This is a genomic window from Rhizobium sp. RAF56, from assembly GCF_052113965.1.
GTDB lineage: Bacteria > Pseudomonadota > Alphaproteobacteria > Rhizobiales > Rhizobiaceae > Rhizobium.
The window spans coordinates 119,853-146,213 of the sequence record NZ_JBFRDU010000005.1; the positions used below are offsets into that span (position 1 = coordinate 119,853).

Below are 26,361 nucleotides of genomic sequence, written 5' to 3' on the forward strand. Positions count from 1 at the left end.
TTCAGGGACGCTTGGGGTCGTCGACCAGCGCCGAGACCGCAACGATCTCGATGCCGCGCATGGACGCCTCCGTGCTCCATTTGCCGATCGCATCTATGCTTTCATCGAAGGCGGAGGCGACGCCGATCGCCTGGCCGTTGCGGCGCGCTATGCGTTCCAGTTCGTCGAGCTTTTGAAGGATGGCGTTCGTCTGCAACTCGCCGTCAAGCTGGAGATCGGCAAAGGCGTGGGGTGCCTCGACCGCTTTGGCGATGATCTTCGACTTGGATTGCGCCGCCGAACCGTCATCGAGAAAGAGAAGGCCGCGTTTGCCGATGTCGCGCAGAACCGGCTCGAGAGCGCTGGAACTAGAAAGAAAGCGTCCGCCGAGGTAGTTCATGATACCGGTATAATTGGTGATTTCGCCCATCGCCTTGTGCAGATCCTCGACATTGCGATCGGCGGAATGCGACGTCAGCAGAGTTTCGGAGCCAGGATTATTCGCCGGATAATCAAAGGGCTCAAGTGGCACCTGCAACAGGATTTCATGCCCTCCCCGGCGCGCTTCCTGCATCCAACGCTGCAAGCTGTTGCCGCTGGCGGCAAAGCCGAACGTAATTTCCTCGGGCAAAGCTTCGATGGCGCGCTGCGTCCCTGTCTGGCTGAGGCCTAGCCCGCCGACGACGATGGCTATCCGCGTGCCGCGTGCGCCAGACCAGGGGCGCGCGTACTGATCCATGGGGCGCAATCCGCTTGGCCCGATGATCGGCAGGCGGCCGAAAGGCGAATCCTCCAACAATTCGTCGTTCGGTAACCCGGCCATGCGCGGATCCTGACCCTTGCGGTTGGCGTCGATCAGAACGGGGCCGTCACCGTTGCGCGTGCCGGGGCTGAATGTGGTTACCACCGAGCCATCGCCCGTGACATTTCGCTGGACGTTGGCGCCGGAATTTGGGGTAGAATGGGGCATGGTATCGTCAGGCACCGGCGGCGCTGTCGTATCGGTAGGGGGTGCCTTGCTGGCGGTTTCGGCGGGGACCGTCTTTTGCAGGGTGTCCTTGGTCAGCGCTCCATAAAGCGAGAAACCTGCAACGACGATCAGGCAGAGGCCGGCAAGACCGCGGCCGAGGGGCAAGCGCCGCCTTTTTCGGCCAGAGGGTTTGTTCTGACCCAACGGTGCATGCAGATTAGTATCCAAGTCTCTCCCCGCCCGCCTACTTGGGAAAATTGCTCACGCTCGGTCCTCGCCTCGCGCGTCACAAGATGAATCGCGGCCGCGTATCCCAACGGTTGAATTGTCCGGAAAGGTACCAGCAGCGCGTCAAAGAAGCGCCGGGTCTGTTTCCAGCCCGGCGCCGATTTCTTATTTTGCGACGACCGCTTTATCCGGATTCGGCGGGAAGGCCGCATCCTTCTTGACGCCACGAAGCAGGTCGAGCGCGTAGTTCAGCTGAACGTCGTCCTTCACCTCAGGCGGCACGTAAGCGACAGAACCGGAGCCTTCGTCCGTCTCGCTCTGACCCTTGATGTGGCCGCGCAGGCTGGATTCGCCCTCGGTGGTGAGCTTGCCCTTCAGGTCTTCCGGCAACGGCTCGTCGACCTTGACGTCAGGCTCGATACCGGTGCCCTGGATAGAGCGACCCGACGGCGTGTAGTAGAGCGCCGTCGTCAGGCGCAATGCGCCGTTCTCGCCAAGCGGGATAATCGTCTGCACGGATCCCTTGCCGAAGGAGCGCGTGCCGAGCACGGTCGCCCGGCGAAGGTCCTGCAGCGCGCCGGCCACGATTTCTGAAGCCGATGCCGATCCGCCGTTGATGAGAACGATCATCGGCTTGCCGTCGGTGAGGTCGCCTGGGCCGGCGTTGAAGCGCCGGGTTTCGTCCGGATTGCGGCCGCGGGTCGAGACGACCTCGCCGCGTTCCAGGAAGTCGTCAGCGACGTTGATGGCCTGGTCGAGAAGACCGCCCGGATTGAGGCGGAGGTCGAGGACGAAGCCCTTGAGCTTGTCGGCCGGCACTTCCTTCTTGATCTTGGCGATCGCAGCTTCGAGATCCGGCGTCGTCTTTTCGGTGAACGAGATCACCCGGAGATAACCGATGTCGCCGCCTTCGATGTGCGACTTGACAGCGGCCACCGCAATCACGTCACGGATGATGGTGAGCTCGATCGGCTTATCGGCACCCTTGCGCATCAGCGTCAGCTTGATGGGCGTCTTGACCGCACCGCGCATCTTTTCGACGGCGTCTTCGAGCTTCAGGCCGCGGACGGACTGGCCGTCGATGGCGGTGATGTAGTCGCCGGCAAGCACCCCGGCCTTGGCGGCAGGCGTGTCGTCGATCGGCGTGATGACCTTCACGAGGTCATCTTCCATTGTCACTTCGATGCCGAGGCCGCCGAACTCACCCTTGGTCTGGGTGCGCATGTCTTCGGCGTCCTTCGCATTCATATAGCTCGAATGCGGGTCGAGCGAGGTGAGCATGCCGTTGATGGCGGCCTCGACCAGCTTGTCTTCCTGCGGCGGCGTCACGTACTGCGCGCGCACGCGCTCGAAGACGTCGCCGAAAATCGACAGTTCCTTGTAGGTCGAAGCACTGGCGGCTTCCGCCGGTACCCCCGCCGAGTAAATGACGCTCATCGCAGTCGCGCCCATCAATGCGCCGACGAGAACGAGAGATGCCCTACGTATCATTGCGTGCCTTTCCAGTCTCTTTGGGGGTCCACCAAGGTCGGGAATCGACTGGCTTTCCATCTTTTCGAAATTCAATGTAAAGCGTTGGCCTGTCCGTTTCCAGCGCCAAAGCGGTTGCGCTAGCGACTCTTTTTGCGCCCATCACAGCCAGCGGTTCGCCGGCAAAGACGAACTTTCCCTGCCGCGTCTTGATCGCGTCCATCCCGGAAAGCACCATGTGATAGCCACCGCCCGTATCGAGGATGACCATCTGGCCGTAGCTGCGAAATGCGCCGGCGAACACCACCAGGCCATCCGAGGGCGCGGTAACCAGCGCGCCAGCCCCGGTTGCGACCGTCGCGCCCATCGCCTCATGCCCGGTGCCGTCATCATCGCCGAACTGACGTAGGACATCGCCGGCCACAGGCAGTTCCAGCTTCTGCTTCAAGTCGGAGAAAGCATATGCTGGCGCAATGCGGTTTTTATCAGGCACCCCGCCTTCCGCGAGCGCCTTTGCCTGCTCCCGCTGCTGATCCGTCAAGAGCCGCTGGCGCTCTTCCTCGGCGCGGGCCGCAGCCGTGGCATCACGGATCGAGCCGATCTGGCTTTCGAGGGATGCAACCAGTCCCTCGAGGCTGGTTGCTTGGCTCGCAAGCTCCTCGGATCGCTTGCGTTCGGCCTCCAGCTCGGCGCTGTTCAGCTTGCCGTGCCGGTCGTTTTCGGCAATCAACAGGTCCATGCGCCGCTCCTCCTCCAGACTGTTCGTCATGGTGGTGGTGAGGTTTGCTTTTTCCGCATCGGCGCTTGCTTGCAGCGCAACGAGTTCGGCAAGATCAGCGATGAGCTTGTCCGTTTCCCGGCGCATGCCGGGGACGACGGCGCCAAGCAGGATCGCGCTGCGCACCGAGGCTAGCGCGTCTTCGGGCGTGACCAGCAGCGCCGGCGGGGGGTTGCGACCCATCCGCTCCAGCGCCGCGAGCACCTCGGCCAAAAGGCCTCGCCGTTCGTGCAGCGAGCGGCGAATGCCATCTTCCTTGACTTTGAGATCGGTGATCTTGGCTTCGCTGTCGCGAATCTCTCGGTCCATCGCCTTGCGGCGGGCGGCGGAGTCGATCAGCGCCTGGCGCAGGCTGGCATTGCTCTTATCGAGGGAGGCAATGCTATCCTGAAGCTGCTTTGCTTTCTCGTCGGAAAGGCTGAGCGTCTGGGAAAGAGCTTCCAATTCGCGGCGGGTCTGGTCGCGCTTCTCGGCAAGGTCCTCGGTCGGATCGGCAGGCGGTTGGCCGGATGCGGCAGGCGCCGGGGCGGCCAGATCGGTCTGCGGCTTGGTTGCGTCCACCTGAGGCGGAGCGGCAGGCTCCTGACCGAAGGCGAATTGATCCGAAGTGAAGAGGCCCGAGAGAAGAACAGCCGCGCCGAACCCTGCAGCCAGCGGCGTCAGGATCGGTCGCGAAAGCGTGGTGGCGGCTCGTTTCATTCAGGTTTCAATAGGAGGCTCAGTGTGGCGCGGACCCTAAGCGAATTTTCGACGATTGGCCAAGGATCATTGTCGTTCTTGCGTGAGAATCAAAACAAGCCTGCGTGAGCGGCTATACACTAGACGCGATGATAGGGGTGTCCCGAAAGGATGGTCACGGCGCGGTAGAGCTGTTCGGCGATCAGGATGCGGACGAGCTGGTGCGGCCAGGTCATCTTGCCAAGGCAGAGCGTCGTGTCGGCGCGCTCGTAAAGGGCGGGATCGAGCCCGTCTGCACCGCCAATGGCGATAACCATGTCGCGCTTGCCCTGGTCGCGGTAATCCCTGATGAGGCCTGCGAAGGTTTCGCTGTCGAACGCCTTGCCGCGTTCGTCGAGCAGAACGAGGACGCACGTATCGGGAAGCGATTTTACGAGAAGAGCAGCTTCCTCGCGCTTGCGGGTGTCGCTGTTTGATGCGCGGCTTTCGGCGACCTCGGAAACCTTCGACAGCTCGAGGCCGATGGCGGGTCCGGCTTTGGCGAAACGGTCGAGATAGCGGGCCGCAAGATCCTTTTCAGGGCCTGCTTTCAACCGGCCCACCGCAAAAAGACCTATTCGCATCCCCACTCCTTGCCGCGGCGCCAACCGCGGCGGCCAAATTTCAGCACTGCTGGAAGATTGCCTTCAGCAGCATCCAGTCCGCATGCCGGTCCGGGATCTAGGAACCGGTCAGTGCAGCGTGTTCTCTTCTATATCCGGCGCGGCCCACATCTTCTCGATGTTGTAGAACTCGCGGATTTCCGGACGGAACACATGGATAATGATGTCACCGGTGTCGATCAAGACCCAGTCGCCGCCATCGAGGCCTTCGACGCGGGCATTGCCCCAGCCGTCTTCCTTGAGGTCGGTCGTCAAATGGTCCGCGATCGCCAACACGTGCCGGCTCGAACGCCCCGAGACTACAACCATGTAGTCACCAAGCGCGGATTTTCCGGCAATGTCGATGGTAACCATATCTTCAGCTTTGGAGTCCTCGAGACTGGCGAGGACGGCGTGCAGAGCTCGGGCGGCGGCATCGGCGCCACGTTCCAGACTCTTCGGGAGCGCGATGGCCGCTCTCCCCTTGGCGTGTACTGTTGTCAGTGCTTTTCCTTTCGTCGCAGTAACAGAACAGGCGCGTCCATGATTTGAAATGAATTCAAATCACCTGATAAAGATAGGCACCAAACCCTCACGGTTTCAAGACATGGGCCCCGAAAGTTACCCGCAGATCGCCAATGCAAACACTATTTATTGCAGCGTGGCCGTCCCTAGCCCGTGTTTACCCAATTCTCAGGCAACGCTTGCCCGTGTTTGCCGCTGATCATTTCGGCGGCTGTATACAGAACACGGCCAGGCGCGTATAGACGGAGGACTATCCGAGCAGTCACCGCGCCACCATGAGCAAGCCTATCCAGCCTCTCGCACCTGTCCTTCGCATCGACTTTCCGAGGGGAAGCCGGCTCGGGCGCGGCAAGATGGAACTTCTCGAACACATTCGCGAGACCGGCTCGATCTCCGCTGCCGGCCGTGCGATGGATATGTCCTACCGCCGAGCCTGGCTTTTGATCAGCGAACTCAATGGCATGTTCGATGAGACCGTGGTGGAATCCCAGCGCGGTGGGCAGAAGGGTGGCGGTGCCATATTGACCCCCTTCGGCGAGGAGTTGCTGGCCCGTTTCCGGGGCATGGAGGCGGCGATGCGCGATGCGCTCGCGAGCGATCTCGCCTGGCTGCAGGCACATAAAAATCCCGACCTAGACATAGACACCGAGAAATGACGGAACGACAGAAGCGCTGAATGCCGGCGCTTCACGCCTCAAGGGCGACTGTCTTGATCACTGCATAGACGGGCTTTCCGACGACAAGGGCAAGCCGCTCCGCCGAAAGCTGCGTGATGCGCGCTAGCACCGGATCGCCGCCGCAATCGACCCGGACCTCGACCATCCCTTCGCCGAGGATGCCGATCTCGGTAATTACTCCGTCTAGAATGTTAAGCGCGCTCAAGCCCTCCGGCTTCACTGTCGCGAGCATGACATCGCGCGCTGGGATATGGACGCGAACACCGCCGCCCGGCGGGAGCGACTTGCCTGGAACGTAAAGCCTCGCGCTTCGCAATGCGATCACGGTCAATCCGTGCGTGCCCGTAGAACTTTCGACATGCCCTTCGATGATCGCTCCGGCTTCGCGCCGGTCCGAAGCCTTGGCGAGAGCCGGTCGGCTGAGGAGTTCCACCGCCGATCCTGCCGCCTCGACCTTGCCGTCCCGAAGGATGACGACGCGATTAGCCAGCCGCGCCACCTCCGCAAGCGAATGACTGACATAGACGATCGGCACCTTGGTCTCGTCGCGCAGCCGTTCGAGATAGGGCAGGATTTCCGCCTTGCGTGCATCGTCCAGCGCGGTCAACGGCTCGTCCATTAAGAGCAGGCGCGGGGAGGACAGAAGCGCGCGACCGATCGCGACACGGCTCTTTTCTCCCCCTGACAATTTCCCCGGGCGCCGGTCCAGCAGCGCGGCGATACCGAGCATGTCGACGATCCGATCGAGGCTCTCGACGGGTTCTGTCTTCGGCGCGAACCACGCGCCGTATTGCAGGTTCTGGCGCACCGAAAGGTGCGGAAACAGCCGTGCTTCCTGAAAGACGCAGCCGAAGCGGCGGCGATGACGCGGCACGAAGATGCCGTTTTCGGTGTCGACCAGCGTTATGCCGTCGAGCGTCACGCGGCCACTGTCCGGTTTTGCCAGGCCCGCGATGATTCGGATCATCGACGTCTTGCCCGAGCCCGACCGTCCGAAGAGCGCGGTTACCCCACCTTCTGAGCTGAAGGCTGCATCGAGCGTGAAGTCGCCGAGCCTGTGGCGGATATCGACTGCAAGCGTCATTCGAATTCCACCCTGCGGCCGATGAGGTGGGCGATCGCCTCGGAGGCGAGAAGTGCGGCCATGGAGATGACGATCGAGACGATCGTCAGTCGCCAGGCGCCGGCATCACCGCCAGGAATCTGCGTGAAGGTGTAGATTGCCGCAGAAAGCGTCTGCGTCTCGCCGGGAATGTTCGAGACGAAGGTGATGGTTGCACCGAATTCACCCATCGCCTTGGCGAAGGAGAGGATCATGCCGGCGATGATGCCGGGAAGCGTCAGCGGCAGCGTGACGGTCAGGAAGACAAGGAGGGGCCTCGCGCCGAGTGTTCCAGCGGCTTCCTCCAGCCTCTTGTCTATTGCCTCGATCGAGAGGCGGATACTTCTCACCATCAATGGGAAGCCCATGACGGCGCAGGCAAGTGCCGCGCCCGTCCACCGGAATGAGAAGACGATGCCGAAATGCTCGTCGAGAAACGCGCCGATCGGCCCCTTGCGCCCGAACAGGATGAGGAGGACGAAACCCGTGACCACCGGCGGCAGGATAAGCGGCAGGTGGATCAGGCCGTTGAGCAGCGCTTTGCCGGGAAACCGACCGCGCGCCAGCAGCAGGGCGACGACGATACCGACCGGCAAGCTCGCCAGCATGGCGACCGTCGAGACGCGCAAGCTGAGCAGGATTGCTGTCCACTCGTCGCTGCTCAAGCCCAATACGCTCACTGCATGCCTCTCATTTTCTGTGGCCGAAGCGCCGCCGCTTCAACCGATGTCTTGATGTCTCGAGTGCAGGGCGTTCGCCGTCACTTCAGAACGGTGAAGCCCTCATGCTCGAAGAATGCCGCAGCCTTAGCCGATTTCAGAAATTCGAAATAGGCGCTTGCGTTCGGATTGCTGCTGCTCGTCAGCAACGCGGCAGGGTAGATGATCGGTGGATGGCTATCTGCGGGGAACGTGCCGATGACGGCAACGCCGGTATCGGCGGCGGCGTCGGTCTGGTAGACGATGCCGAGGGGGGCTTCGCCGCGCGACACGAGCGCAAGCGCCGCGCGCACGCTTTCAGCGCCGGCGATCTTGTTTTCGACCGAGGGCCAGATGCCGAGCGATTCGAGCGCCGCCTTGCCATATTTGCCAGCCGGGACCGACTTGACTTCGCCCATGGCGAGACGACCGTCACCCAGCAGGGCGGCCAGGTCCAGGCCCTTTTCGATCTTGACGGGTTGCGCCTTATCCTTGGCGGCAACAAGGACGATACTGTTTCCGAAAAGGTTGACGCAGCTGCCCTCTTTGATCAGCTGCTTCTTGGCGACGTAGTCCATCCAGTCGAGATCCGCGGATATGAAGATGTCGGCCGGCGCACCGCTTTCAAGTTGCTTGGCAAGCGCGGAACTCGCGGCGTAGGAGACGACAACCTCGTTGCCGCTCTCTTTCGTCCAAGCCGCGTTGGCGTTGTCGAGCGCGTTCTTAAGGCTGGCGGCTGCGAAAACCGTTACCTTATCGGCAGCGTAAGCCGGTGCGGTGACTGCCGTAAAGCTTAGCCACAGGACCGAAATCGCTGCGCCCAGTAGTTTGATCCATGAATGGCGATGAGCCATGGCGAATGATCCCTATAAGTTGCCGAAATATCGCAAGGAATATAACGATCGGCTGGCCGTGACTAGGGGATATATCGCGAAAAATACATCGATAACTCTATGAATTTTATGGTCTTTGTCGAAGGCCAACATGCATTCGCCAGCTGCATGGCTCACTTCTGGTTCAGGCGAGGACCAGTGTATTAGTTGGAGTGCAAATCGATTTGGGTGGATAAACTCAGCCTGATATCCAAAGCTTTCGTTGAAATGTGTGGAATTTTTTGCGCGTCAAGCAGCCTGACGAGACGTTTTTGTGCAGAGATTCCCAGCGCTATGCGCATTGTGCATTGCTGCATTGCACTATCTGCGCTTCCCTCCGTCGGCGGTTATGGTAAAACAAAGCATCGAAACGACGATCTCCTCCTCCCAAAGTCGTTTCGATTGGATCGGCAACACTCCTCCTCCCAGTTGTCGATCAGGTTTGAAGGCCCGACGGATCTCCTCCCCCGTCGGGCTTTTCAATTTTGGGCTATCCAGACATTGCAGGGACGCAATTGGCGGGCGCCAACTCAATGGCGCGAGCAGGAGTCAAATCCTGGCCATATGCTCTCTTAGCCCGGCGAGAACCGACGGAAAATCTTCGGAAGCACCAGCGCCAAATGGCTCTGCCTCGGGGCCGGACGCTTCGACGAAGAACGTAACGCGGCAAGTATCCTGCGATAGCTGCTCAACCCTGTGATTGACGCGCACCACGTTTTCACCCATTCGCGTTTCGTCAATGAAATACTCTTGCTGCCTCACCTCGATCAGCTGGCTGCGAATGGTATCGTCGTTGGGAAACGTCATGGTAAACCACGTTCCATCAACAAACGCGCCCTGGACATCGACCGCCTTGACGCCGGCGTTCCACCGCGACCAGTTCGGCGCATCAGTCAAAACCTCCCAAAGCGCCGGCAGCCGGCTTTTGATGTCCACGCTGTAGGAAGTGTTCCAAGTGGCCATGAGGCGTTCTCTTTCACATAGAGGAAGTTGGCAGGCACTGATCTTACATCTGAGCAAGCTTGTGCGGAATTAGAGCGGCGTTGCGAAGCTGCAATACACGGGCGACTACTGCGCGGCGCGCAACTCCGTCGAGCTCAGCGCGGACCTTCGCCCATGAATGAAAGTCCAGGCGGGGGCCGGCTTCTTCCAAAGTGCGCGTGCGTCGTCCTCGTCGACACGGGCGTAATCGAAGGTCTTGGCCATCTTGGCGGAGAGATAGGTGAGCGTCGAACCGGGGCGATCGACTACGGCGATTGGAAAGGTGGAGGCGATCTCGTGCCACTTTTGCCATTTGTGGAAGGTGCCGAGGCTGTCGGCCCCCATGATCCAGATGAAATGCACATGCGGATTACGGGCCTTCACGAAGGCGAGCGTGTCGGCCGTGTAGCTGGTCGAAAGCGCCTGCTCGAAGGCGGTGACCTGGATGCGGGGATTGGTCGTCAGCGCCTCGCTTAACGCTATCCGCTCGGCGAGCGGCTTCAGTTCATTGCGGCTTTTCAGCGGATTTCCCGGCGTCACCATCCACCACAGCCGGTCCAGACCGAGCCGCCGCAGCGCAATCTCGGCGACCAGAGCATGACCGGGATGCGGCGGATTGAAGGAGCCGCCGAACAGTCCGACCACCATGCCCTTTTCGGCATGCGGCATGCGAAGGTAGCGGGCGTCCAGCAGATCTCCGGTCACGTCAGGGCCGTATCTGTCCGTTGCCGTGCACGCGGTATTTGAAGGAGGTCAGCTGCTCGACGCCGACCGGTCCGCGCGCATGCATCTTGCCGGTGGCGATCCCGATCTCGGCCCCCATGCCGAACTCGCCGCCGTCGGCGAACTGTGTCGAGGCATTGTGGAGGAGGATTGCCGAATCGATCTCGGTGAAGAAGCGTTCGACCACCGCCGGATCCTCGGCGATCACCGCCTCCGTGTGATTGGAGGAATACTTGCCGATATGGGCGATCGCGCCGGAAATGCCGTCGACCACGGCGATCGATATGATCGCGTCAAGATACTCCGTCGTCCAATCCTCTTGGCTTGCCGGCTTGGCGCCGGAGATATGGGATAGTACCTCTTCAGAGCCACGGATCTCGCATCCGGCTTCAAGCAGCGCTTCTGCGATCGGCACGAGGTGGGTGGAGAGAGCGGCGCGGTCGATCAGCAGCGTCTCGGCGGCACCGCAGATACCGGTGCGCCTCATCTTGGCGTTGACGATGATCCGTCGCGCCATTTCGAGATCCGCAGATCCGTCCACGTAGACATGGCAAAGCCCTTCAAGGTGGGCAAAGACCGGAACGCGCGCTTCGTTCTGCACGCGGGCGACCAGGCTTTTTCCACCACGCGGTACGATGACGTCTATCGCGCCGTCGAGGCCGCGCAGCATCGCGCCGACGGCCGTTCGATCGCTGACGGGCACGAGCTGGATGGCATGCTCCGGAAGCCCGGCCTTCTTCAGCCCCTCCACCAGGCAGGCGTGAATCGCCGCGGACGAACGCCGCGAATCCGAGCCGCAGCGCAGGATGACGGCGTTGCCGGCCTTGAGGCAAAGCGCGCCGGCATCCGCCGTGACATTCGGCCGGCTTTCGAAAATCACGCCGATCACCCCGAGCGGCGTCCGCACACGCTCGATCTTCAGCCCGTTCGGGCGGTCCCATGCCGCGATGACCTCGCCGACAGGATCCTTAAGCGAGGCAATGGCGCGAATGCTGTCGGCAATATCGGCGATGCGTTGGTCGTTGAGGGTCAAACGATCGACGAAGGAGGCAGGCATCTCGGTGCCCTCGACCTCGGCAAGATCGAGCCTGTTTTCCGAAAGGATGTGGTCCTTGGCAGCGATGATCGCGTCGGCCATGGCGTCAAGCGCCTTGTTTTTCGCTTCGCTCGAGGCAAAGGCAAGCGGCCGCGCGGCCGCACGCGCCTTCACGCCCATGTCCTTCATCAGGGCCTCAATGCCCTGATCGGCCGCAACTTTCTCAAGCATGGGCTTCATCCCTTGCCGGCACATCCAGGCCGGTTCTCGTGGCAAGCGTCATTACCATGTCGTCGCGATGAATCATGGCCGCGCGACCCGCGTAGCCGAGGATCGCCTCGATCTCCGCCGACTTGCGGCCGGTTATCTGGCGCGCCTCGTCGGCGTCGTAGCCAGCAAGGCCTCGGGCGATTTCGCGGCCCAGCGGCCCAATGATTGCAACCGTATCGCCGCGGCTGAACTGTCCCGCAACCCGCCTTACGCCCGCAGGCAGCAGGCTCTTGCCGGCGCCAAGTGCTGTCACCGCGCCTTCGTCGACATGCAGTTCGCCGGCCGGTTGAAGCTGACCCGCGATCCAGGTCTTGCGCGCCGTCACCGGCGCTTTCGACGGCGCGAACCAGGAGGAGCGCGCGCCTTGCTCAATGGCCGACAGCGGCCTTTCAGTCTTGCCAGAGGCGATGATCATGGCGCAGCCAGCGCCAGTGGCGATCTTGCCCGCGTCGATCTTGGTGCGCATGCCGCCGCGCGACAGTTCGGAAGCCGCCCCACCCGCCATCGCCTCTATATCCGGGGTTATCTCGGCGATCGTATCGAGGAAGGCGGCATTCGGATCGAGATGCGGCGGCGCCGTATAAAGGCCGTCGATATCCGACAGCAGGATCAACAGATCGGCGCCTGTCATGGTGGCGACGCGCGCGGCCAACCGGTCGTTGTCGCCATAGCGGATTTCGCTGGTGGCGACCGTATCATTTTCGTTGATGATAGGCACGGCGCCGATCTTCAGCAGCTGATTGATGGTGGCGCGAGCGTTGAGATATCGTCGGCGCTCTTCCGTGTCGCCGAGCGTCAGCAGGATCTGGCCGGCCACGATCGCGTCATGGGAAAGACTTTCCGACCAGGCGCGCGCCAGCGCGATCTGGCCGACGGCAGCGGCGGCCTGGCTTTCCTCCAGCTTCAGCGCGCCGGAAGGCAGATCAAGCACGGAGCGCCCAAGCGCGATGGCGCCGGAGGAAACGACCAGCACGTCGACGCCCTTGGCCTTGAGCGCCGCGATGTCGGCACTCATCCCGTCGAGCCATGTCTTCTTAAGGCCGCTTGCGCGATCGACGAGCAGGGCCGAGCCGATCTTGATAACGATGCGACGGTAGCGTTCGAGCGGCTTGCGGCTGGTCATCCCTGCTGTTCCTCGTCGTCGGCCTCGTCTTCAGCTGCCGCAGCTATGTCGCGATGGCGAAGTTTGGGCGCCTTTGCGAGTTTTTCGCCGGTGTTGTTGGCGTCAACGATGATGTCGCGCAACGCGCGCTGGATCTCGGTCATGCCACGACCGGTGACAGCGGAAATCTGGAAGGGGGTCTTGCCGCAGGCGCGCGCCAATTCACGTGTCTTCTTCTTCAGCGTCTCCTCGTCGAGGACGTCGATCTGCGACAGCGCAACGATCTCCGGCTTGTCGGTCAGGTCGTTGCCATAGGCTTCGAGCTCGTGCTTGACGGTCTTGTAGGCCTTGCCGACCTTTTCCTCCTGGGCAGAAACGAGATGCAGCAGCACGCGCGTGCGCTCGACGTGGCCGAGGAAGCGGTCACCGATCCCCACGCCCTCATGCGCGCCTTCGATCAGGCCCGGAATGTCGGCGAGCACGAATTCCTGCCCGTCGACGGTTGCAACGCCGAGATTCGGATGCAGCGTTGTGAAAGGATAATTGGCGATCTTCGGCCGCGCGCGGGTGACCGCGGCAAGGAAGGTCGATTTTCCGGCATTGGGCAGCCCGACAAGGCCGGCGTCGGCGATCAGCTTCAGCCGCAGCCAGATGGTCTTTTCGACGCCCGGAAGCCCGGGATTGGCCCAGTCCGGCGCCTGGTTCACCGAAGACTTGAAATACGCGTTGCCGAAGCCGCCGTTACCGCCCGCCGCCAGCCGGAAGCGCTGGCCCTCCTCGGTTATGTCGCAGATGAGCGTTTCCTTGTCTTCCTCGAAGATCTGCGTGCCGACCGGGACTTTCAGCGTGACATCGCTGCCATTGCCGCCGGTGCGGTTGCGCCCCATGCCATGCGTGCCAATCGTCGCTTTGAAATGTTGCTGGAAGCGGAAATCAATGAGTGTATTCAGCCCGTTGACCGCCTCCACCCAGACGTCGCCGCCGCGTCCGCCGTCGCCGCCATCCGGGCCGCCGAACTCGATGAATTTCTCCCGGCGGAAGGAGACGCTGCCGGCGCCGCCGTCACCAGACCGAATATAGACCTTTGCCTCGTCGAGAAATTTCATTTTACTTCGCTCGTTCGGTTCGGCGCATGGTCCCGAAATCAATTCAGATTTGGGAAAGCCTGATGCGCACTATTCCACAATTACCGCGTCGCTCGCACGTCCGCTAGGATATGCTGCGTGGGAATGCGCTATGCCGCCTTCGATATAGGCGGTTGCTTCGGAGGTCAAAGAATATCGTGAAGTTGGCAAGCTATAACATCCAGTACGGTTTCGGCCTCGATGGCCGGTATGATCTCAAGCGCATCGTCGACAGCATCGCGGATGCCGACATTATCGCCCTGCAGGAGGTGACCCGCGGCTTTCCGCGCAACGGCGGCGTCGACATGGTCGAGGCCATCGAAGCGCTGCTGCCGGAACATTTTTCCGCTTTCGGTGCCGCCTGCGATATGCATGCCGAGACCGTCGTTGAAAATGGCCGCAAGGTCTCCCGCCGCTTCCAGTTCGGCAACATGGTGCTGTCGCGCTGGCCGATTCTCTCGACCCGCCTGCTTCTCTTGCCGCGCAGCCGCACCATACGGAAACTCAACCTCCAGCGCGGCGCGCTGGAGGCGGTGGTCGACACGCCCGCCGGCGCGCTCCGCGTTTATTCCGTTCATCTCGACCATACCTCTCTGGATGAGCGCATTGCGCAGATCCATCACCTGAAGGAAAGGGTGAACGCCTATGCGCGAGAGGGTGGATCGCTCACAGGTGGGCGTGAGATCGGGGTCAGCGATACGCCGATTGGTGACGACTATGTCCTGATGGGCGATTTCAACATGGTGCCGGAATCGCCGGAATACGTCGCCTGCGTCGGAAGCAAGGACAGTTACTACGGCCGCGTCGCCCGTCTCGATACGCCGCTCGATGCACTCGATCTTTGCGGCTGGCACAACCCGGACAGCTATAGCTGGATGGATCCCGCCAACCGCGAAAAACGCCTGCATCTCGACTACGCCTTCGTCAGCGCCGGCCTCGAGGGCCGGCTGCGGTCGGCCCGCGTGGACACGGATCCTATCGGCTCCGACCATTTTCCCGTCTGGATCGAGATCGGGTGACGTGGCCACCGCCGCCAGGCGGCGATGGCCAATGTCTCAAGCCGCTTCGAAAAGCCGCAATGCTCCTGGCTCAAGCACGGTCTCGATGTGGGGGACCATGGTGTTGCGCGCGAAGCTGTAGACTTCCGCGCATCCGGTCACCTGGAAGCCCAGCCGTTCCTGCAGCTTCAGCGAAGCGGGATTGTCCGCAAAGACGCCAGAATGAACCGGCATCTCCGGCATTCGCCGCAGAAAGCGATCCACTGCGACCGCGACCGCTTCGGACATGATGCCTCGCCGCCAGAAATGACGGTTTAGCCAGTAGCCGAGATGCCAGCGCCCGTGGCGAAGCTCGAGAGCGACGACGCCGAGGTGGACATCGTCGCCCTCGGTGACCGCGAACGCCCAGTCGTTGGTAACGCCTGCGGCGCGCGGCACGAGCCAGTCGAGGGCATCCTGCCGGTCATAGGGTGCGGGCACCCGTGCCAGCATTCGCGTCACGGCGAAATCCGACAGCGAGCCAGCGATTGCGTCGGCATCGGAAAGCCGGTGCGGACGCAGCGTCAGCCGCGCGGTTTCGATGACGGGAACCGGACCCGGCGTCAGCGGCAGGGTTTTTTGACGTTGCAGCATGGCGGCGTTCATTTCAGAGCCCCCCAGCTTCTCAGCGACATCCACGTCTTGCGGTCCAGCCTGAACCACTCGACCGACACGTTACTGCCAAGCGCGAGCGAGGCGGCAAGGCCGGTTCCCTGGAACTGGAAGCCGCACTTTTGCAAGACGCGCCTTGAGGCGACGTTGGTTACCCGGCATCGCGCATCGATTGTTTCAACCTGGTCGCGGGTGCGAAAAACCATGTCGATCAGCGCATGCGCGGCCTCTGTCGTGTAGCCGCTGTTCCAATGGGGCTCGCCCAGCCAATAGCCGATCTCGACGGCTAGAGGATCCGCCGTCGGCTCGATGCCGCAGCAGCCGAGAAATGCGCCGTTGTCGGCTTTCGTGATCGCATAGACGCACTTGCCAATCTCGCCAAGTTTCGTGCGTCGCACGAAATCGGCGGCGTCGTTCACCGTATACGGGTGCGGCATACGCGATACCATTGTGGCGACATTGGCGTTGTTGGCGAGATGGGCAAGGGCGTCAATGTCTTCCTCGTGCGGCGCGCGCAGAACGAGCCGTTCGGATAACAAGACGGGGCAATCGGTCCTTGACCGTTCCGGCCTCAGCCGTTCCTGGGAAGACAGTTGGTCTTCCCGGAGAGACCGTGATTGGCCCTCCCTCAACAATTCGACTTGCATGGTTCAGTCCTCCTTCTGGTTGAAAAGGCAAAGAAAAAAGGGGAGATGGCGCCCCATCTCCCCTTTTTTCTGACTGAACCTGATGCGGTCGGCCGGGTCGATGAGACGCCGGCTGTTTTAGAGCGCTACCGGCTTATTCCGCTGCTTCCGCTTTCGGCATTACAGACACGTACACGCGGCCATTGGCCTTCGTACGGTAGTTCACATTGCCGGCCGTAAGTGCAAAAATCGTGTGGTCCTTGCCGAGGCCGACGTTCGAACCCGGATGCCACTGCGTACCGCGCTGACGCACGATAATGTTGCCTGCGAGCACGACTTCGCCGCCGAACTTCTTCACGCCAAGGCGCTTGGATTGGGAATCGCGACCGTTGCGCGACGAACCGCCAGCTTTTTTATGTGCCATTGGTGTTCTCCTTTAAAACCTTAGAATCCCGTAATCTTACTTGGCAGCCACGATGTCCGTGATGCGGACGACCGTGTGATGCTGGCGATGGCCGCGCGTACGCTTCGAGTTCTGGCGACGGCGCTTCTTGAAGGCGATGACCTTCTTGCCGCGATTGTGCTCGACGACTTCAGCCTTGACGGAAGCGCCGTTAACGAACGGAGCACCAATCGATGCGTCGGCGCCTTCGCCGATCACGAGGACTTCGGTGAATTCTACGGTGCCGCCGGCGGCGACTTCAAGCTTCTCGATGGTCAGCACATCGTTGGCTGCCACGCGGTACTGCTTACCGCCGGTCTTGATGACTGCGAACATTTTTTATCCTTTCATGTTCGTTCCGACTCAACTCGTCTTCAAGGACAAGCGGCCGTCTTTTTATCAGTCGAAGTTTAGCAGCGATTTCAAAGCATTGATGCTTCGATCTCGAACTGCCGGTGGAGCTTTGCGCAACGACAAAGCGGGCAAGGCGCGGATTGCTCCACGTCTACTCGGGCGTTCGGATACGCGAGGGCGGAAAATCTGTCAAGGCAAAAGGATGAAAACTCTGCACATTCGCCCTTGCCAGCCCTCGAAACACTCGCTAATAGAACGCCCGCGCCGCAAAGCGCCGACCAAGACCGCGGAGAGGTGGCAGAGTGGTCGAATGCACCGCACTCGAAATGCGGCATACCTGCAAGGGTATCGTGGGTTCAAATCCCACCCTCTCCGCCACTATATCTGTAATTTTTTGAAAATGCAGCGCAATCTGCTGCAATCAAGGTTGAATTTGCATTGCTGATTGCACTTTGGTTCCCGCCATTGATTTTGCGGAAAGCCTGCATCTAGGCGGGTAGGCTGTGGGTCTTTCTTTAGATCAGCCGGTCCGATTTCAGCGTGGAACGCGTTCTAATTCATACACCCTTCCAAAGTTGACTTTAACTATGGTGCCGGGGTGCTCCTTGATTACTTTGTTTTGAGATGCTTAGTAGAATAATCAGATGGAGAAGGTGAGCACGATTGCGCCTATTAGAACTATCATATGCGGAGCTTGTCGGAACGCCACGCTACTGGCGACTGCATCCGATGGAATTTCAACAGATTAATCTCATTGTCGGGCGAAACGCGTCCGGGAAATCGCGCTGTTTGAATGTGATAAATGCGATGGCGCAGTCACTCACCGGCGTTCGCGCGGTTCCGACAGACGGTTTGTTTGACGTCAAGTTTTCGAGCGAGAGCGATGTCTGCCGTTACAAGGTAGAAATCTCAGCTGGCGAGGTTACGAGTGAAATCTACACAAAGAACGATACACCGCTGCTTGAACGAGGAAGTGGCGGGTATGGATCGATTTATGCGCTCGAACTTGATAAAAACATTTCGTTTCAAACACCACCAAACATGCTGGCAGCCATCTCGCGCGTTGACATGGTGCAACACCCTTTCCTGTCGCCCCTCATCGAATGGGCAAAGGGCCTCTTTTATTATCCGTGCCATACCGACTTAGGCAAACAGACAGTTATTATGCTTAGACCGGACGGGCCACCAATTAATCCTAAGGACGCGAACCAAACAAACGGAGTTTATAGAGAAGGTAGCAAAAAATTTGGCCCGGCATTCGAGGAGACCGTAATTCGCGACATGGGGCGTGTTGGGTATGCAGTCGAGAAGATTGGGATAGGTAATCCCACCACAGTTCAGATCAGCGGAATGGGCGATATTGAGACGATCTTTGTAAAAGAGGAAGGCGTTGATGGCAATATTGATGCGTTTTCAATGTCAGTCGGCATGTTCCGCGCGTTAGCGGTCATCATCCATCTCAACTACGCTCTTCTAAGCAAGGAAGCGCAGACGGTGCTTATCGACGATATTGGTGAAGGTTTGGATTTTGACCGCTCCAGTAACTTGATCAAACTAATCGTTGATAAGGTTCAGTCATCGGAAATGCAGATGATCATGACGACCAACGATAGGTATGTCATGAACGGTATAGATCTGGAGTACTGGAGTGTCTTGGACCGCAAAGGACCGGAGGTATGGTCGTACAATTCCAAGAACCGACCAGAGGAATTTGAAGAATTCAGATTTACAGGGTTAAGTAATTTTGACTTCTTGGCGCGCGATTTTTTGTCGAGTAAGTGACCCGTGCAAAAAATAGCGATTTTTTCCGAAGGGCAGACGGAGCAACTATTCGTTGCTGACATAATTCGATTTCTTGCCGCCGAAAAGAATTTCTACATTACAAAGGAAAAACTTCTCGGCGGTCGCCGTTTTCCAATGATAACGATGGCAGTAGACGAGGCTGAGGGCGCCATCGACAATTGCGATTTCTATTTTCTGTTGGTCGACTGCGGCACTGATGGCCGCGTTGTTTCCGAAATCAGCGAACGCTACAATGGGCTCGTCGACAGCGGGTTTAGTACAATTATCGGCATGCGAGACCTAGCCCCCTCATTCAAGCGCGAGGAACTTGACAAGCTTTTAGACAATTCGAAGAAATATCTTCCGACTGGGGTGGTCAATACTCTTCTCGTGGTTGCGGTCATGGAAGTAGAGGCGTGGTTCATTGCAGAGAACACGCACTTCACTCGGATCGATGAAAAGCTTACTGCGAAGAAAATATTGGACGAACTCAGCATCGACGTAACGGCCGACGCTCATATGTTAGATCGCCCGTCCCACGAGTTGTCGAAGATCTACGGTTTAGCAGAAATATCCTATGGCAAGTCCAAAACTGAGATTGAAAGAACCTTAGGTGCGTTAGCGATGGCGGAGTACCGGGATGAGGCTGCCTTTCAACGCGCAGAGAGCGTAAAGCCACTATTTGAGCGATTGAGGGCTATATTTACCGGCCCGCTTGAAGCTCAACCAGCGGAATAAGTGGCGGCCACACGGCCAGTTCGGTATTGTAGGACGGCGGCAACCGCCGCGCTGGGCAAGCGGGAGATCGAGCGCAGCGGAGCGATCTAGTGGCACGGTTTCCCTTCTTGCTACCCTGCCGCGCCTGCTACTTGCAGCACGGATCGCGGGAGGCATGCGCGAACGCGAGAGAAATTATCGTCAAGATGTGATGACATTGGCTAGCGTCCGTGGGACTAGCACGCTCACCGATCATTCGCTGTAGATGATGCTTTGCGGCACGAAGTTTGGCTTCCCGATCTCCAAGTACTCCGTTGCACAGCTGGGCACTCTTCAGCACCAATGACGTTTCGTAATGGCAAACACCTCGAAAATGCTGGGTTCTTATCGATTTATGTCTCTTAATGTCAGAAGAGTACGGCGGACACCCTCTCCGCCATTTGCTACCCTGTCCCAGGTCCCCGCGCAATCTCCAGCTTCATTGGAGAGCCTGCGGCAATCGGCGCATTTCCAAAACTGCATCTTTTTAAAATCGCAGGAGGCCTATATTGTCGCGGCCGGCCCTTATTCAGTCCGGCCTGTCTTGCAATTCTTCGGCGACCGCCCGGTCGGAGTTCTATTTGATGCCCTTTACCGCCTCCAGCAACGATGCTCCGACTTTTGGGGCGATCGCCTGCGCCGATGCCAACATGCTGCCCGCAGCCTGCTGCGCATTGCTTTCCATCCACAACAATCTCAGCAAGGTGAAGGTCAGGCTTTTGCTTCTCGCGATCGGTGCGGGGGATAAGCAGGTCAGGGATATCGAGAGCTTTGCGAGCCGGCATTCGATCACGATCGAAATTCTCGGCGATCCCACTCCAAAGGCGGAGGAACCCGCGTTCGGCCGTTGGTCTCGCGCCACGCTGGCACGGCTCTATATGGATCTCACGGTGCCCGAAGATATCGATCGGCTGCTTTACATCGATGCGGACGCGGTTGCCGTTGCACCGCTCGACATGCTTTTCCAGGTGGACCTCGCCGGCAGCGCGCTTGGCGCGGTCGACGACTATCTGATGGCCTTTCCCGAAAAGATCGGACGGCGCCAGCGGCGAATTGGCCTCAAACCCGGCGGACGCTATTTCAACGCCGGCGTTCTGCTTTTCGACTGGCGCAAATCGCTCGACAATGGGCTGATCAAAAAGGCGCGCGACACGTTCGAACGCCAACCTGAACTTTATGAGGCGCACGACCAGGACGTCCTCAACATCGCCTACGAGGACAATTGGCAAGCGGTCGATGCGCGGTTCAACGCCCAGACCGGTATTCTGCCCTTCGTCGGCAAGCCGGCGATCGTGCATTTCACCGGCCGCAAGAAACCATGGCAGGCCGTTGTGCCGTGGACGCACCGGCGGATGAAGCCGTTCTATCGGGAGGCACTTGCCGGCACGGACTGGGCCCCGTTCTGCAAACCATCGTCGTTTCCCGATAATCTCGCGAGCTTCGCCGGCCACTATTCCACACTTTTGACGACCCCCGCGAAGATTGCGAGCGCCCGCGCCTATTTTCGTTGAGGCGGGATGCCGCGCGTTTGCGGCGACAACAATTCATAAATGCCTAAATTAGAACATTATTGATCGCATCCTATGGAATCGTCCCAGGATGCGAGGAACGATGTCAGATCAAACTGCGCGAATTTTTGTCGGCTTCGATTCCAAAGAAGTCGTCGCCTACCATGTCCTTTCCCAGAGCATTATCGAATACTCTTCCATTCCGGTGGAATTTTCGCCGATCGTTCTCAACCATCTCGGGGGCATCTTCACGCGCGAGCGCAATCTGCTGCAATCGACGGAATTCTCGTTCTCGCGGTTCTTGGTTCCCTATCTCAGCAACTATGAGGGATGGAGCCTGTTCATGGACTGCGACATGCTGGCGCGGACCGACATTGCCGAGCTTTGGGCTCTGCGTGACGAGCGCTATGCGGTGATGTGCGTGAAGCACGACTATCAGCCGAAGCTGGAAACGAAGTTTCTCGGCCAGACCCAGACGAAATACGAAAAGAAGAACTGGTCGAGCCTCATTCTGTTCAACAGCGCCAAATGCCGGGCGCTGACGCAGGACTATGTCAACACGGCGACCGGCCTGCAGCTCCATCAGTTCAAGTGGCTGGAGGACGACAGCCAGATCGGCGAGCTGCCGGTTGTCTGGAACTATTTGGTGAACGAATACGATCGCCGCGAGGACGCCAAGATGGTGCACTTTACCGACGGCGGACCCTATTTCGAAGAATACCGCAACGACGACTATGCCGACGAATGGTTCGCCATGCGCGATCGCATGCTCTTCGTTCAGCAGAAGTAGCCGGCGGAGACGAATCCTTGTCGTTCGAGGGCGAGACTTTGGAAAAGCAGACGCCGCCGGGCAGCACCGACGCGCTCGCGACCAATGCGGAGTGGAAAGCGCTGCTTTCGCGCTACTCGCATATCGTGCTGGTGGCAAACAGCGACGCCGTCGACCTCGCCAAGCTTCGGCGGGACATGCCCGACACCGCGCTCTTCGTGTTTTTCAACAAGGTCTACAAGGTCCTTTCCGAGCCCTTTCGCGGTAATGCGTTGCTGGTGGCGCGCAGCGGCACAATGGGCGCCAATATCGTGCACCGGCGCGAGGTCGGCGACGTACTGAAATACTTCCCCAATGCGGGTTTTCTCGGGCTCCTCAACATCCGCGTCGACGCCGGGGAGGGGTTGAGCCCGGCGGCCGACTTCGAGGGCGCACCGGTCGGCCATCTCGATCTCGCCGAGTATTTCAGCGATTTCTATCCGGCTCGGAAACTGGCGACGAGCGGCTTTGCCATGGCGCTTTGGCTGAGCGAGCTGCAACTGCCCGGGGCGATCGTGCTTGCGGGCTTTTCGGCAAGGCGCAGCGAGAAATGGAAGGTCTTTTCGGTTCACGACTGGACGTTCGAGCAGGTCTTCCTGCGGCTGTTCTCGCGGCTCGGGAAGATCGTCATCATCGGCGGCGCTGAAGCCAGTTCCTATGCGGGGCTCGCAAAAAAGTTTCCAGGCGTGCCAGCGGCCGAGATCGCGCTCGTCGCCGCCGAGGTTCTCTCGGAGCGGCTGGAGAACACCGACAATCAGATCGACCGCCTCATGTCGGTGACGAAGGGGCTGAGGAGCATCGACAATTTCTTTCGTCGCCTGAAGCCGAAGACGCGCAAGCAACGCTACCTTGCCAAGTTGCAGGAAAAGGACGGATGATCGGTCGATCATCCTCCCTTGCCTCACCCGCCGGCACTGCCGAAGAAGGCTAGCCTGGTCATCAGAGTGTAGGTCGATTCCGACATCATCATCGCCACGAACACCAGCACGATGACCGGCGGAATCACGATGGCGCAGACCAGCGCCAGCCGCTCCCAGGCCATATGCATGAATATGGCGACGATCAACCCGGCCTTCAGCATCATGAAGAGCAGGATCAGGAACCAGCGCGGATAGCCCTGGATGCCGAGATAGTCGACGAGATAGGAAAACGTGCTGAGCACGAAGAGCAAACCCCAGACTACGAGGTAGAGCTTTATCGGGTGTTGCTGAGAATGGGCCTGTCCATCTACCGTTGCCATGACACACTCCTCACCACAGATAGAAGAAAGCAAAGATGAAGACCCATACCAGATCGACGAAGTGCCAGTAGAGCCCGGTGATTTCCACGATCTCGTACTGGCCCTTGCGACTGGTGAAAAAGCCACGCTTTTCCTGTTCGAAATCACCGCGCCACACTTTGCGGGCGATGTTTAAGAGAAACAATACGCCGATCGTCACGTGCGTGCCGTGAAAGCCGGTGATCATGAAGAAGGACGATCCGAACTGTGCCGCCCCCCACGGGTTTTCCCAGGGACGTACCCCTTCCCTGATCAGCTTCGTCCATTCGAAAGCCTGCATGCCCACGAAAGACGCGCCGAGCAAGGCGGTCAGAAGCATCAGGGCAGCCGTCTTGCGGCGATCCCGGCGGTAGCCGAAGTTGACCGCCATCGCCATGGTGCCACTGCTCGAGATGAGGATGAAGGTCATGATGGCGATCAGGATCAGCGGGATGTCCTTGCCGCCGATATTGAGGGCGAAGACCTCGCTGGGATTTGGCCAGGGAACCGTCGTCGACATTCGCGCCGTCATGTAGGCCAGAAGGAAGCAGCCAAAGACGAACGTGTCGCTCAACAGGAAGATCCACATCATGGCCTTCCCCCAGGAAACGTTCTTGAACGCCCTCTGGTCCGAGGCGATGTCCGCAATCGCCCCCTGCAGGCCGACGGGCCGCAAAAGCGATTGACCGGCATGGGTTTGGGCGGTTTCATCCATCGGTTTCATCTCCCAACCGCACGGCTTGAGGGCGCGCGGCACGCAGCCACAGTCTCAATCGGACATTGACTCCTCGCAAACAGCGAGCGTCAGGTAATCAGCGCGCGGCAGAGCCCCGCGAATTCGTTTGCCCAGCCGGTCAACAGCGCGAAGAGAACCAGCCAGACCACGAGCATAAAATGCCAATAGACAGCACAAAGATCGACGCTGAGGCTTAGTCGCTCGCGTCGGACGCCGCTGAAGGCGCGTGACGTCGTCCGGCCAAGCGCTGCGAGACCGCCGAGAATATGCAGACCGTGCAGGCCCGTGATCATGTAGAAGAAGCTGTTCGACGGATTTTCGGCAACGACGTAGCCCGCGGCGACCAGCTGCCGCCAGGCGAGAACTTGCCCGCAGAGAAAAAGCACGCCCGCCACCAATCCGATGACGAGAGCGAGCTGGGTCGCCTCTATGCGTCCGCGCCTGACTTCCGTCTTCCCCCATTGCAAGGCGATGCTGCCTGCTGCCAGCACGGCAGTGTTCACCCAAAGCAGCCGCGGAACGGGGATCGACCACCAATCCGAGGCATCCATGCGCGTCAGATAGGCGCTGATAAGGAGTGTGAACAAGGCGCCGACGACTGCGAGGAAGATGCCGAGCCCGACCTTTACCGCAGCGACCGGCGATCCCTGTCGACGTGGCAACTCGCCGATATGGCCGGTCTCCAGCCAAGGCTTCGTCGTCAGGCCCTGATGCGCCATCCACCAACCGATGATGACGGCAAGGACGGCCATGAAGACCAGGATGGCGATCATGCGACGACCCCGCGCATCGGTGGCTCCAGGGACGGCTGGTTCTGGGGAATGAAATCCTCCGGCGCGCCCGGCACGCTATAGTCGTACGGCCAGCGGTAGACGATCGGCAGGTCCTTGCCCCAGTTGCCGTGGGCGGGCGGCGTCTGAGGCGTCTGCCATTCAAGCGTTGTTGCGCGCCACGGATTGCCGCCAGCGGGCTTGCCGCGATAGAGGCTCCAGACAAGGCTGAAGAGGAAGAGCACCTGCGCCGCCCCGACGACCAGGGCCGCCACGGTGATGAACTCATTGAGAGTATGGGCCGATGCGGGAATGAAGGCGGTCTCGCCGAGTTCGTAGTAACGCCGGGGAACGCCGACCAGGCCGAGATAGTGCATCGGAAAGAAGATCGCGTAGGTTCCGAGGAAGGTGACCCAGAAGTGGATCTTGCCCATGGTTTCATCGAGGATGCGGCCGGTGACCTTCGGATACCAATGGTGGATCGCGCCGAAAATGACCATCAGCGGCGCCACGCCCATTACCATGTGGAAGTGGGCGACGACGAACATGGTATCGGAGAGCGGCACGTCGACGACGACGTTGCCGAGAAAGAGGCCGGTCAGCCCGCCGTTGACGAAGGTGACGATGAAGGCGAGTGCAAACAGCATCGGCAGCGTCAGATGTATATCCCCGCGCCACAGCGTCAGCACCCAATTATAGACCTTGATCGCCGTCGGCACGGCGATGATCAGCGTCGTCGTGGCGAAGAAGAAGCCGAAATTCGGGTTCATGCCGCTGACATACATATGATGCGCCCAGACGATGAAGCTTAGCGCCCCGATAATCAGGATCGCCCAGACCATCATGCGGTAGCCGAAGATGTTCTTGCGCGCATGCGTGCTGATCAGATCGGAAACGATGCCGAAGGCGGGCAGGGCAACGATGTAGACCTCGGGGTGGCCGAAGAACCAGAAGAGATGCTGGAAGAGGATAGGGCTGCCGCCGCCGGGTTTCAGCTGTTCTCCCATCTCGACGATCGCGGGCATGAAGAAACTGGTTCCAAGCAGCCGGTCGAAGAGCAGCATGACGCACGCGACGAACAGCGCCGGAAAGGCAAGCAGCGCCATCACGGTCGCCGTGAAAATGCCCCAGACGGTCAGCGGCAGGCGCATCAGCGTCATGCCGCGGGCGCGGCCTTGCAGTACGGTCACCACGTAATTGAGCCCGCCCATCGTGAAGCCGATGATGAAGAGGATCAGCGAGGCGAGCATCAGGATGATGCCCCAGTCGCGGCCGCCGGGCGTGCCGGACAAAAGCACCTGTGGCGGATAGAGCGTCCATCCAGCTCCCGTCGGGCCGCCCGGCGCGAAGAAGCCCGCGACAAGCACGAGGACAGCGAGCAGGTAGAGCCAGTAGCTCAGCATGTTCGCATAGGGAAACACCATGTCGCGGGCGCCGACCATCAGCGGGATGAGGTAGTTGCCGAAACCGCCAAGGAAGAGCGCCGTCAGCAGATAGATCACCATGATCATGCCGTGCATGGTGATGAACTGATAATAATGCTCGGGATCGATGAAGGAGAAATAGCCGGGAAATCCAAGCTGCAAGCGCATCAGCCAGGAGAGCACCATCGCCACGACGCCGATCGAGATCGCGGTCACCGAATATTGCACGGCGATGACCTTGGCATCCTGGCTGAAGACGTATTTGGTCCACCAGCTATGGGGGTGATAGAGTTCCACATCCTCCACTTCGGCGGGATGGATCACCTCCCCGGCGCCAGCTCGAATGTCGACCATCTTACGCATCCTCCCATCATGCGGGCGCGATCGCCGATCG

Annotated in this window: 28 protein-coding genes and 1 tRNA gene; 8 read left to right on the forward strand and 21 right to left on the reverse strand. The window is 59.9% G+C overall.

The window, feature by feature from the left end; translation table 11 throughout:
* Window position 1: 1 nt before the first annotated feature.
* The 5 genes from AB4048_RS05970 to rsfS form a co-directional block, all read right to left on the reverse strand.
* Window positions 2-1,177 carry a divergent polysaccharide deacetylase family protein gene (locus AB4048_RS05970; protein WP_442201003.1) on the reverse strand — a complete coding sequence of 392 codons (1,176 nt, stop codon included), beginning with the start codon at window positions 1,175-1,177 and terminating at the stop codon, window positions 2-4.
* A 165-nt stretch (window positions 1,178-1,342) separates the two neighbouring features.
* Window positions 1,343-2,668: a S41 family peptidase gene (locus tag AB4048_RS05975; RefSeq protein ID WP_442201004.1), complete on the reverse strand. Its 1,326-nt coding sequence runs from the start codon at window positions 2,666-2,668 to the stop codon at window positions 1,343-1,345.
* Window positions 2,658-4,124: a murein hydrolase activator EnvC family protein gene (locus AB4048_RS05980; RefSeq protein ID WP_442201005.1), complete on the reverse strand. Its 1,467-nt coding sequence runs from the start codon at window positions 4,122-4,124 to the stop codon at window positions 2,658-2,660. The genes AB4048_RS05975 and AB4048_RS05980 overlap by 11 nt, the downstream gene beginning before the upstream one ends.
* A 119-nt stretch (window positions 4,125-4,243) precedes the next feature.
* Entirely contained in the window at window positions 4,244-4,726 is a 483-nt protein-coding gene (rlmH, locus tag AB4048_RS05985; protein WP_442201006.1) for a 23S rRNA (pseudouridine(1915)-N(3))-methyltransferase RlmH, read from the reverse strand.
* Between the two features lie 108 nt (window positions 4,727-4,834).
* Window positions 4,835-5,299, reverse strand: coding sequence for a ribosome silencing factor (gene rsfS / locus AB4048_RS05990; RefSeq protein ID WP_442201092.1), 465 nt, complete (start codon window positions 5,297-5,299; stop codon window positions 4,835-4,837).
* A gap of 245 nt (window positions 5,300-5,544) precedes the next feature.
* Between rsfS and AB4048_RS05995 the strand changes: the two genes are divergently transcribed.
* The gene (locus AB4048_RS05995) at window positions 5,545-5,925 is read left to right on the forward strand and encodes a winged helix-turn-helix domain-containing protein (protein WP_442201007.1); all 381 of its coding nucleotides are present in this window, start codon (window positions 5,545-5,547) and stop codon (window positions 5,923-5,925) included.
* A gap of 31 nt (window positions 5,926-5,956) precedes the next feature.
* Here the strand turns inward: AB4048_RS05995 and modC are convergent, their stop codons facing one another.
* From modC to obgE, 8 genes are all read right to left on the reverse strand, one after another.
* A complete protein-coding gene (modC, locus tag AB4048_RS06000; RefSeq protein ID WP_442201008.1) occupies window positions 5,957-7,030 on the reverse strand; it encodes a molybdenum ABC transporter ATP-binding protein in 1,074 nt (357 codons plus the stop codon).
* Window positions 7,027-7,728, reverse strand: a complete 702-nt coding sequence (modB, locus tag AB4048_RS06005; RefSeq protein WP_442201009.1) for a molybdate ABC transporter permease subunit — start codon at window positions 7,726-7,728, stop codon at window positions 7,027-7,029. The genes modC and modB overlap by 4 nt, the downstream gene beginning before the upstream one ends.
* 80 nt (window positions 7,729-7,808) lie before the next feature.
* Window positions 7,809-8,600, reverse strand: coding sequence for a molybdate ABC transporter substrate-binding protein (gene modA, locus AB4048_RS06010; protein ID WP_442201010.1), 792 nt, complete (start codon window positions 8,598-8,600; stop codon window positions 7,809-7,811).
* Between the two features lie 567 nt (window positions 8,601-9,167).
* Complete coding sequence (locus AB4048_RS06015; RefSeq protein ID WP_442201011.1) at window positions 9,168-9,581, reverse strand: SRPBCC family protein; 414 nt, start codon at window positions 9,579-9,581, stop codon at window positions 9,168-9,170.
* Window positions 9,582-9,686: 105 nt separating this feature from the next.
* Window positions 9,687-10,268, reverse strand: a complete 582-nt coding sequence (locus AB4048_RS06020; RefSeq protein WP_442201093.1) for a nicotinate-nucleotide adenylyltransferase — start codon at window positions 10,266-10,268, stop codon at window positions 9,687-9,689.
* A gap of 37 nt (window positions 10,269-10,305) precedes the next feature.
* Complete coding sequence (locus tag AB4048_RS06025; RefSeq protein WP_442201012.1) at window positions 10,306-11,589, reverse strand: glutamate-5-semialdehyde dehydrogenase; 1,284 nt, start codon at window positions 11,587-11,589, stop codon at window positions 10,306-10,308.
* On the reverse strand, window positions 11,582-12,751 hold the full coding sequence (gene proB, locus AB4048_RS06030) for a glutamate 5-kinase (protein WP_442201013.1): 1,170 nt from the start codon (window positions 12,749-12,751) through the stop codon (window positions 11,582-11,584). The genes AB4048_RS06025 and proB overlap by 8 nt, the downstream gene beginning before the upstream one ends.
* Window positions 12,748-13,836, reverse strand: a complete 1,089-nt coding sequence (gene obgE / locus AB4048_RS06035) for a GTPase ObgE (RefSeq protein ID WP_442201014.1) — start codon at window positions 13,834-13,836, stop codon at window positions 12,748-12,750. The genes proB and obgE overlap by 4 nt, the downstream gene beginning before the upstream one ends.
* Window positions 13,837-14,012: 176 nt before the next feature.
* On the opposite strand from obgE, the gene AB4048_RS06040 reads away from it, so the two are divergent.
* Complete coding sequence (locus tag AB4048_RS06040) at window positions 14,013-14,873, forward strand: endonuclease/exonuclease/phosphatase family protein (protein ID WP_442201015.1); 861 nt, start codon at window positions 14,013-14,015, stop codon at window positions 14,871-14,873.
* A 36-nt stretch (window positions 14,874-14,909) separates the two neighbouring features.
* Here the strand turns inward: AB4048_RS06040 and AB4048_RS06045 are convergent, their stop codons facing one another.
* The 4 genes from AB4048_RS06045 to rplU all read right to left on the reverse strand — a co-directional run bounded on the left by AB4048_RS06045 (window position 14,910) and on the right by rplU (window position 16,907).
* Window positions 14,910-15,497, reverse strand: coding sequence for a GNAT family N-acetyltransferase (locus tag AB4048_RS06045; protein ID WP_442201016.1), 588 nt, complete (start codon window positions 15,495-15,497; stop codon window positions 14,910-14,912).
* Window positions 15,494-16,150: a GNAT family N-acetyltransferase gene (locus AB4048_RS06050; protein ID WP_442201017.1), complete on the reverse strand. Its 657-nt coding sequence runs from the start codon at window positions 16,148-16,150 to the stop codon at window positions 15,494-15,496. Before AB4048_RS06050 ends, AB4048_RS06045 begins: the two co-directional genes overlap by 4 nt.
* Before the next feature lie 133 nt (window positions 16,151-16,283).
* On the reverse strand, window positions 16,284-16,553 hold the full coding sequence (gene rpmA, locus AB4048_RS06055) for a 50S ribosomal protein L27 (RefSeq protein ID WP_442201018.1): 270 nt from the start codon (window positions 16,551-16,553) through the stop codon (window positions 16,284-16,286).
* Between the two features lie 36 nt (window positions 16,554-16,589).
* Complete coding sequence (rplU, locus tag AB4048_RS06060) at window positions 16,590-16,907, reverse strand: 50S ribosomal protein L21 (protein ID WP_442201019.1); 318 nt, start codon at window positions 16,905-16,907, stop codon at window positions 16,590-16,592.
* 306 nt (window positions 16,908-17,213) lie between these two features.
* Between rplU and AB4048_RS06065 the strand changes: the two genes are divergently transcribed.
* The 6 genes from AB4048_RS06065 (at window position 17,214) to AB4048_RS06090 (ending at window position 22,657) form a co-directional block, all read left to right on the forward strand.
* Window positions 17,214-17,303: transfer RNA gene (locus AB4048_RS06065), tRNA-Ser, on the forward strand.
* A 351-nt stretch (window positions 17,304-17,654) separates the two neighbouring features.
* On the forward strand, window positions 17,655-18,707 hold the full coding sequence (locus AB4048_RS06070) for a hypothetical protein (protein WP_442201020.1): 1,053 nt from the start codon (window positions 17,655-17,657) through the stop codon (window positions 18,705-18,707).
* A gap of 3 nt (window positions 18,708-18,710) precedes the next feature.
* Window positions 18,711-19,445 carry a hypothetical protein gene (locus AB4048_RS06075; protein WP_442201021.1) on the forward strand — a complete coding sequence of 245 codons (735 nt, stop codon included), beginning with the start codon at window positions 18,711-18,713 and terminating at the stop codon, window positions 19,443-19,445.
* A gap of 602 nt (window positions 19,446-20,047) precedes the next feature.
* Window positions 20,048-20,974 (forward strand): glycosyltransferase family 8 protein, encoded by a 927-nt coding sequence (locus AB4048_RS06080; protein ID WP_442201022.1) that lies wholly within the window; start codon window positions 20,048-20,050, stop codon window positions 20,972-20,974.
* Window positions 20,975-21,074: 100 nt separating this feature from the next.
* Window positions 21,075-21,761 carry a glycosyltransferase gene (locus AB4048_RS06085; RefSeq protein WP_442201023.1) on the forward strand — a complete coding sequence of 229 codons (687 nt, stop codon included), beginning with the start codon at window positions 21,075-21,077 and terminating at the stop codon, window positions 21,759-21,761.
* 38 nt (window positions 21,762-21,799) lie between these two features.
* Window positions 21,800-22,657, forward strand: a complete 858-nt coding sequence (locus tag AB4048_RS06090) for a 3-deoxy-manno-octulosonate cytidylyltransferase (RefSeq protein ID WP_442201094.1) — start codon at window positions 21,800-21,802, stop codon at window positions 22,655-22,657.
* A gap of 23 nt (window positions 22,658-22,680) precedes the next feature.
* Here AB4048_RS06090 and AB4048_RS06095 read toward each other — a convergent pair whose 3' ends face one another.
* The 4 genes from AB4048_RS06095 to AB4048_RS06110 all read right to left on the reverse strand — a co-directional run bounded on the left by AB4048_RS06095 (window position 22,681) and on the right by AB4048_RS06110 (window position 26,321).
* A complete protein-coding gene (locus tag AB4048_RS06095) occupies window positions 22,681-23,019 on the reverse strand; it encodes a cytochrome C oxidase subunit IV family protein (protein WP_442201024.1) in 339 nt (112 codons plus the stop codon).
* A 10-nt stretch (window positions 23,020-23,029) separates the two neighbouring features.
* A complete protein-coding gene (locus tag AB4048_RS06100) occupies window positions 23,030-23,752 on the reverse strand; it encodes a heme-copper oxidase subunit III family protein (RefSeq protein WP_442201025.1) in 723 nt (240 codons plus the stop codon).
* Window positions 23,753-23,841: 89 nt separating this feature from the next.
* On the reverse strand, window positions 23,842-24,546 hold the full coding sequence (locus AB4048_RS06105) for a cytochrome c oxidase subunit 3 (protein ID WP_442201026.1): 705 nt from the start codon (window positions 24,544-24,546) through the stop codon (window positions 23,842-23,844).
* Window positions 24,543-26,321: a cbb3-type cytochrome c oxidase subunit I gene (locus tag AB4048_RS06110; RefSeq protein ID WP_442201027.1), complete on the reverse strand. Its 1,779-nt coding sequence runs from the start codon at window positions 26,319-26,321 to the stop codon at window positions 24,543-24,545. Before AB4048_RS06110 ends, AB4048_RS06105 begins: the two co-directional genes overlap by 4 nt.
* Window positions 26,322-26,361: the final 40 nt, after the last annotated feature.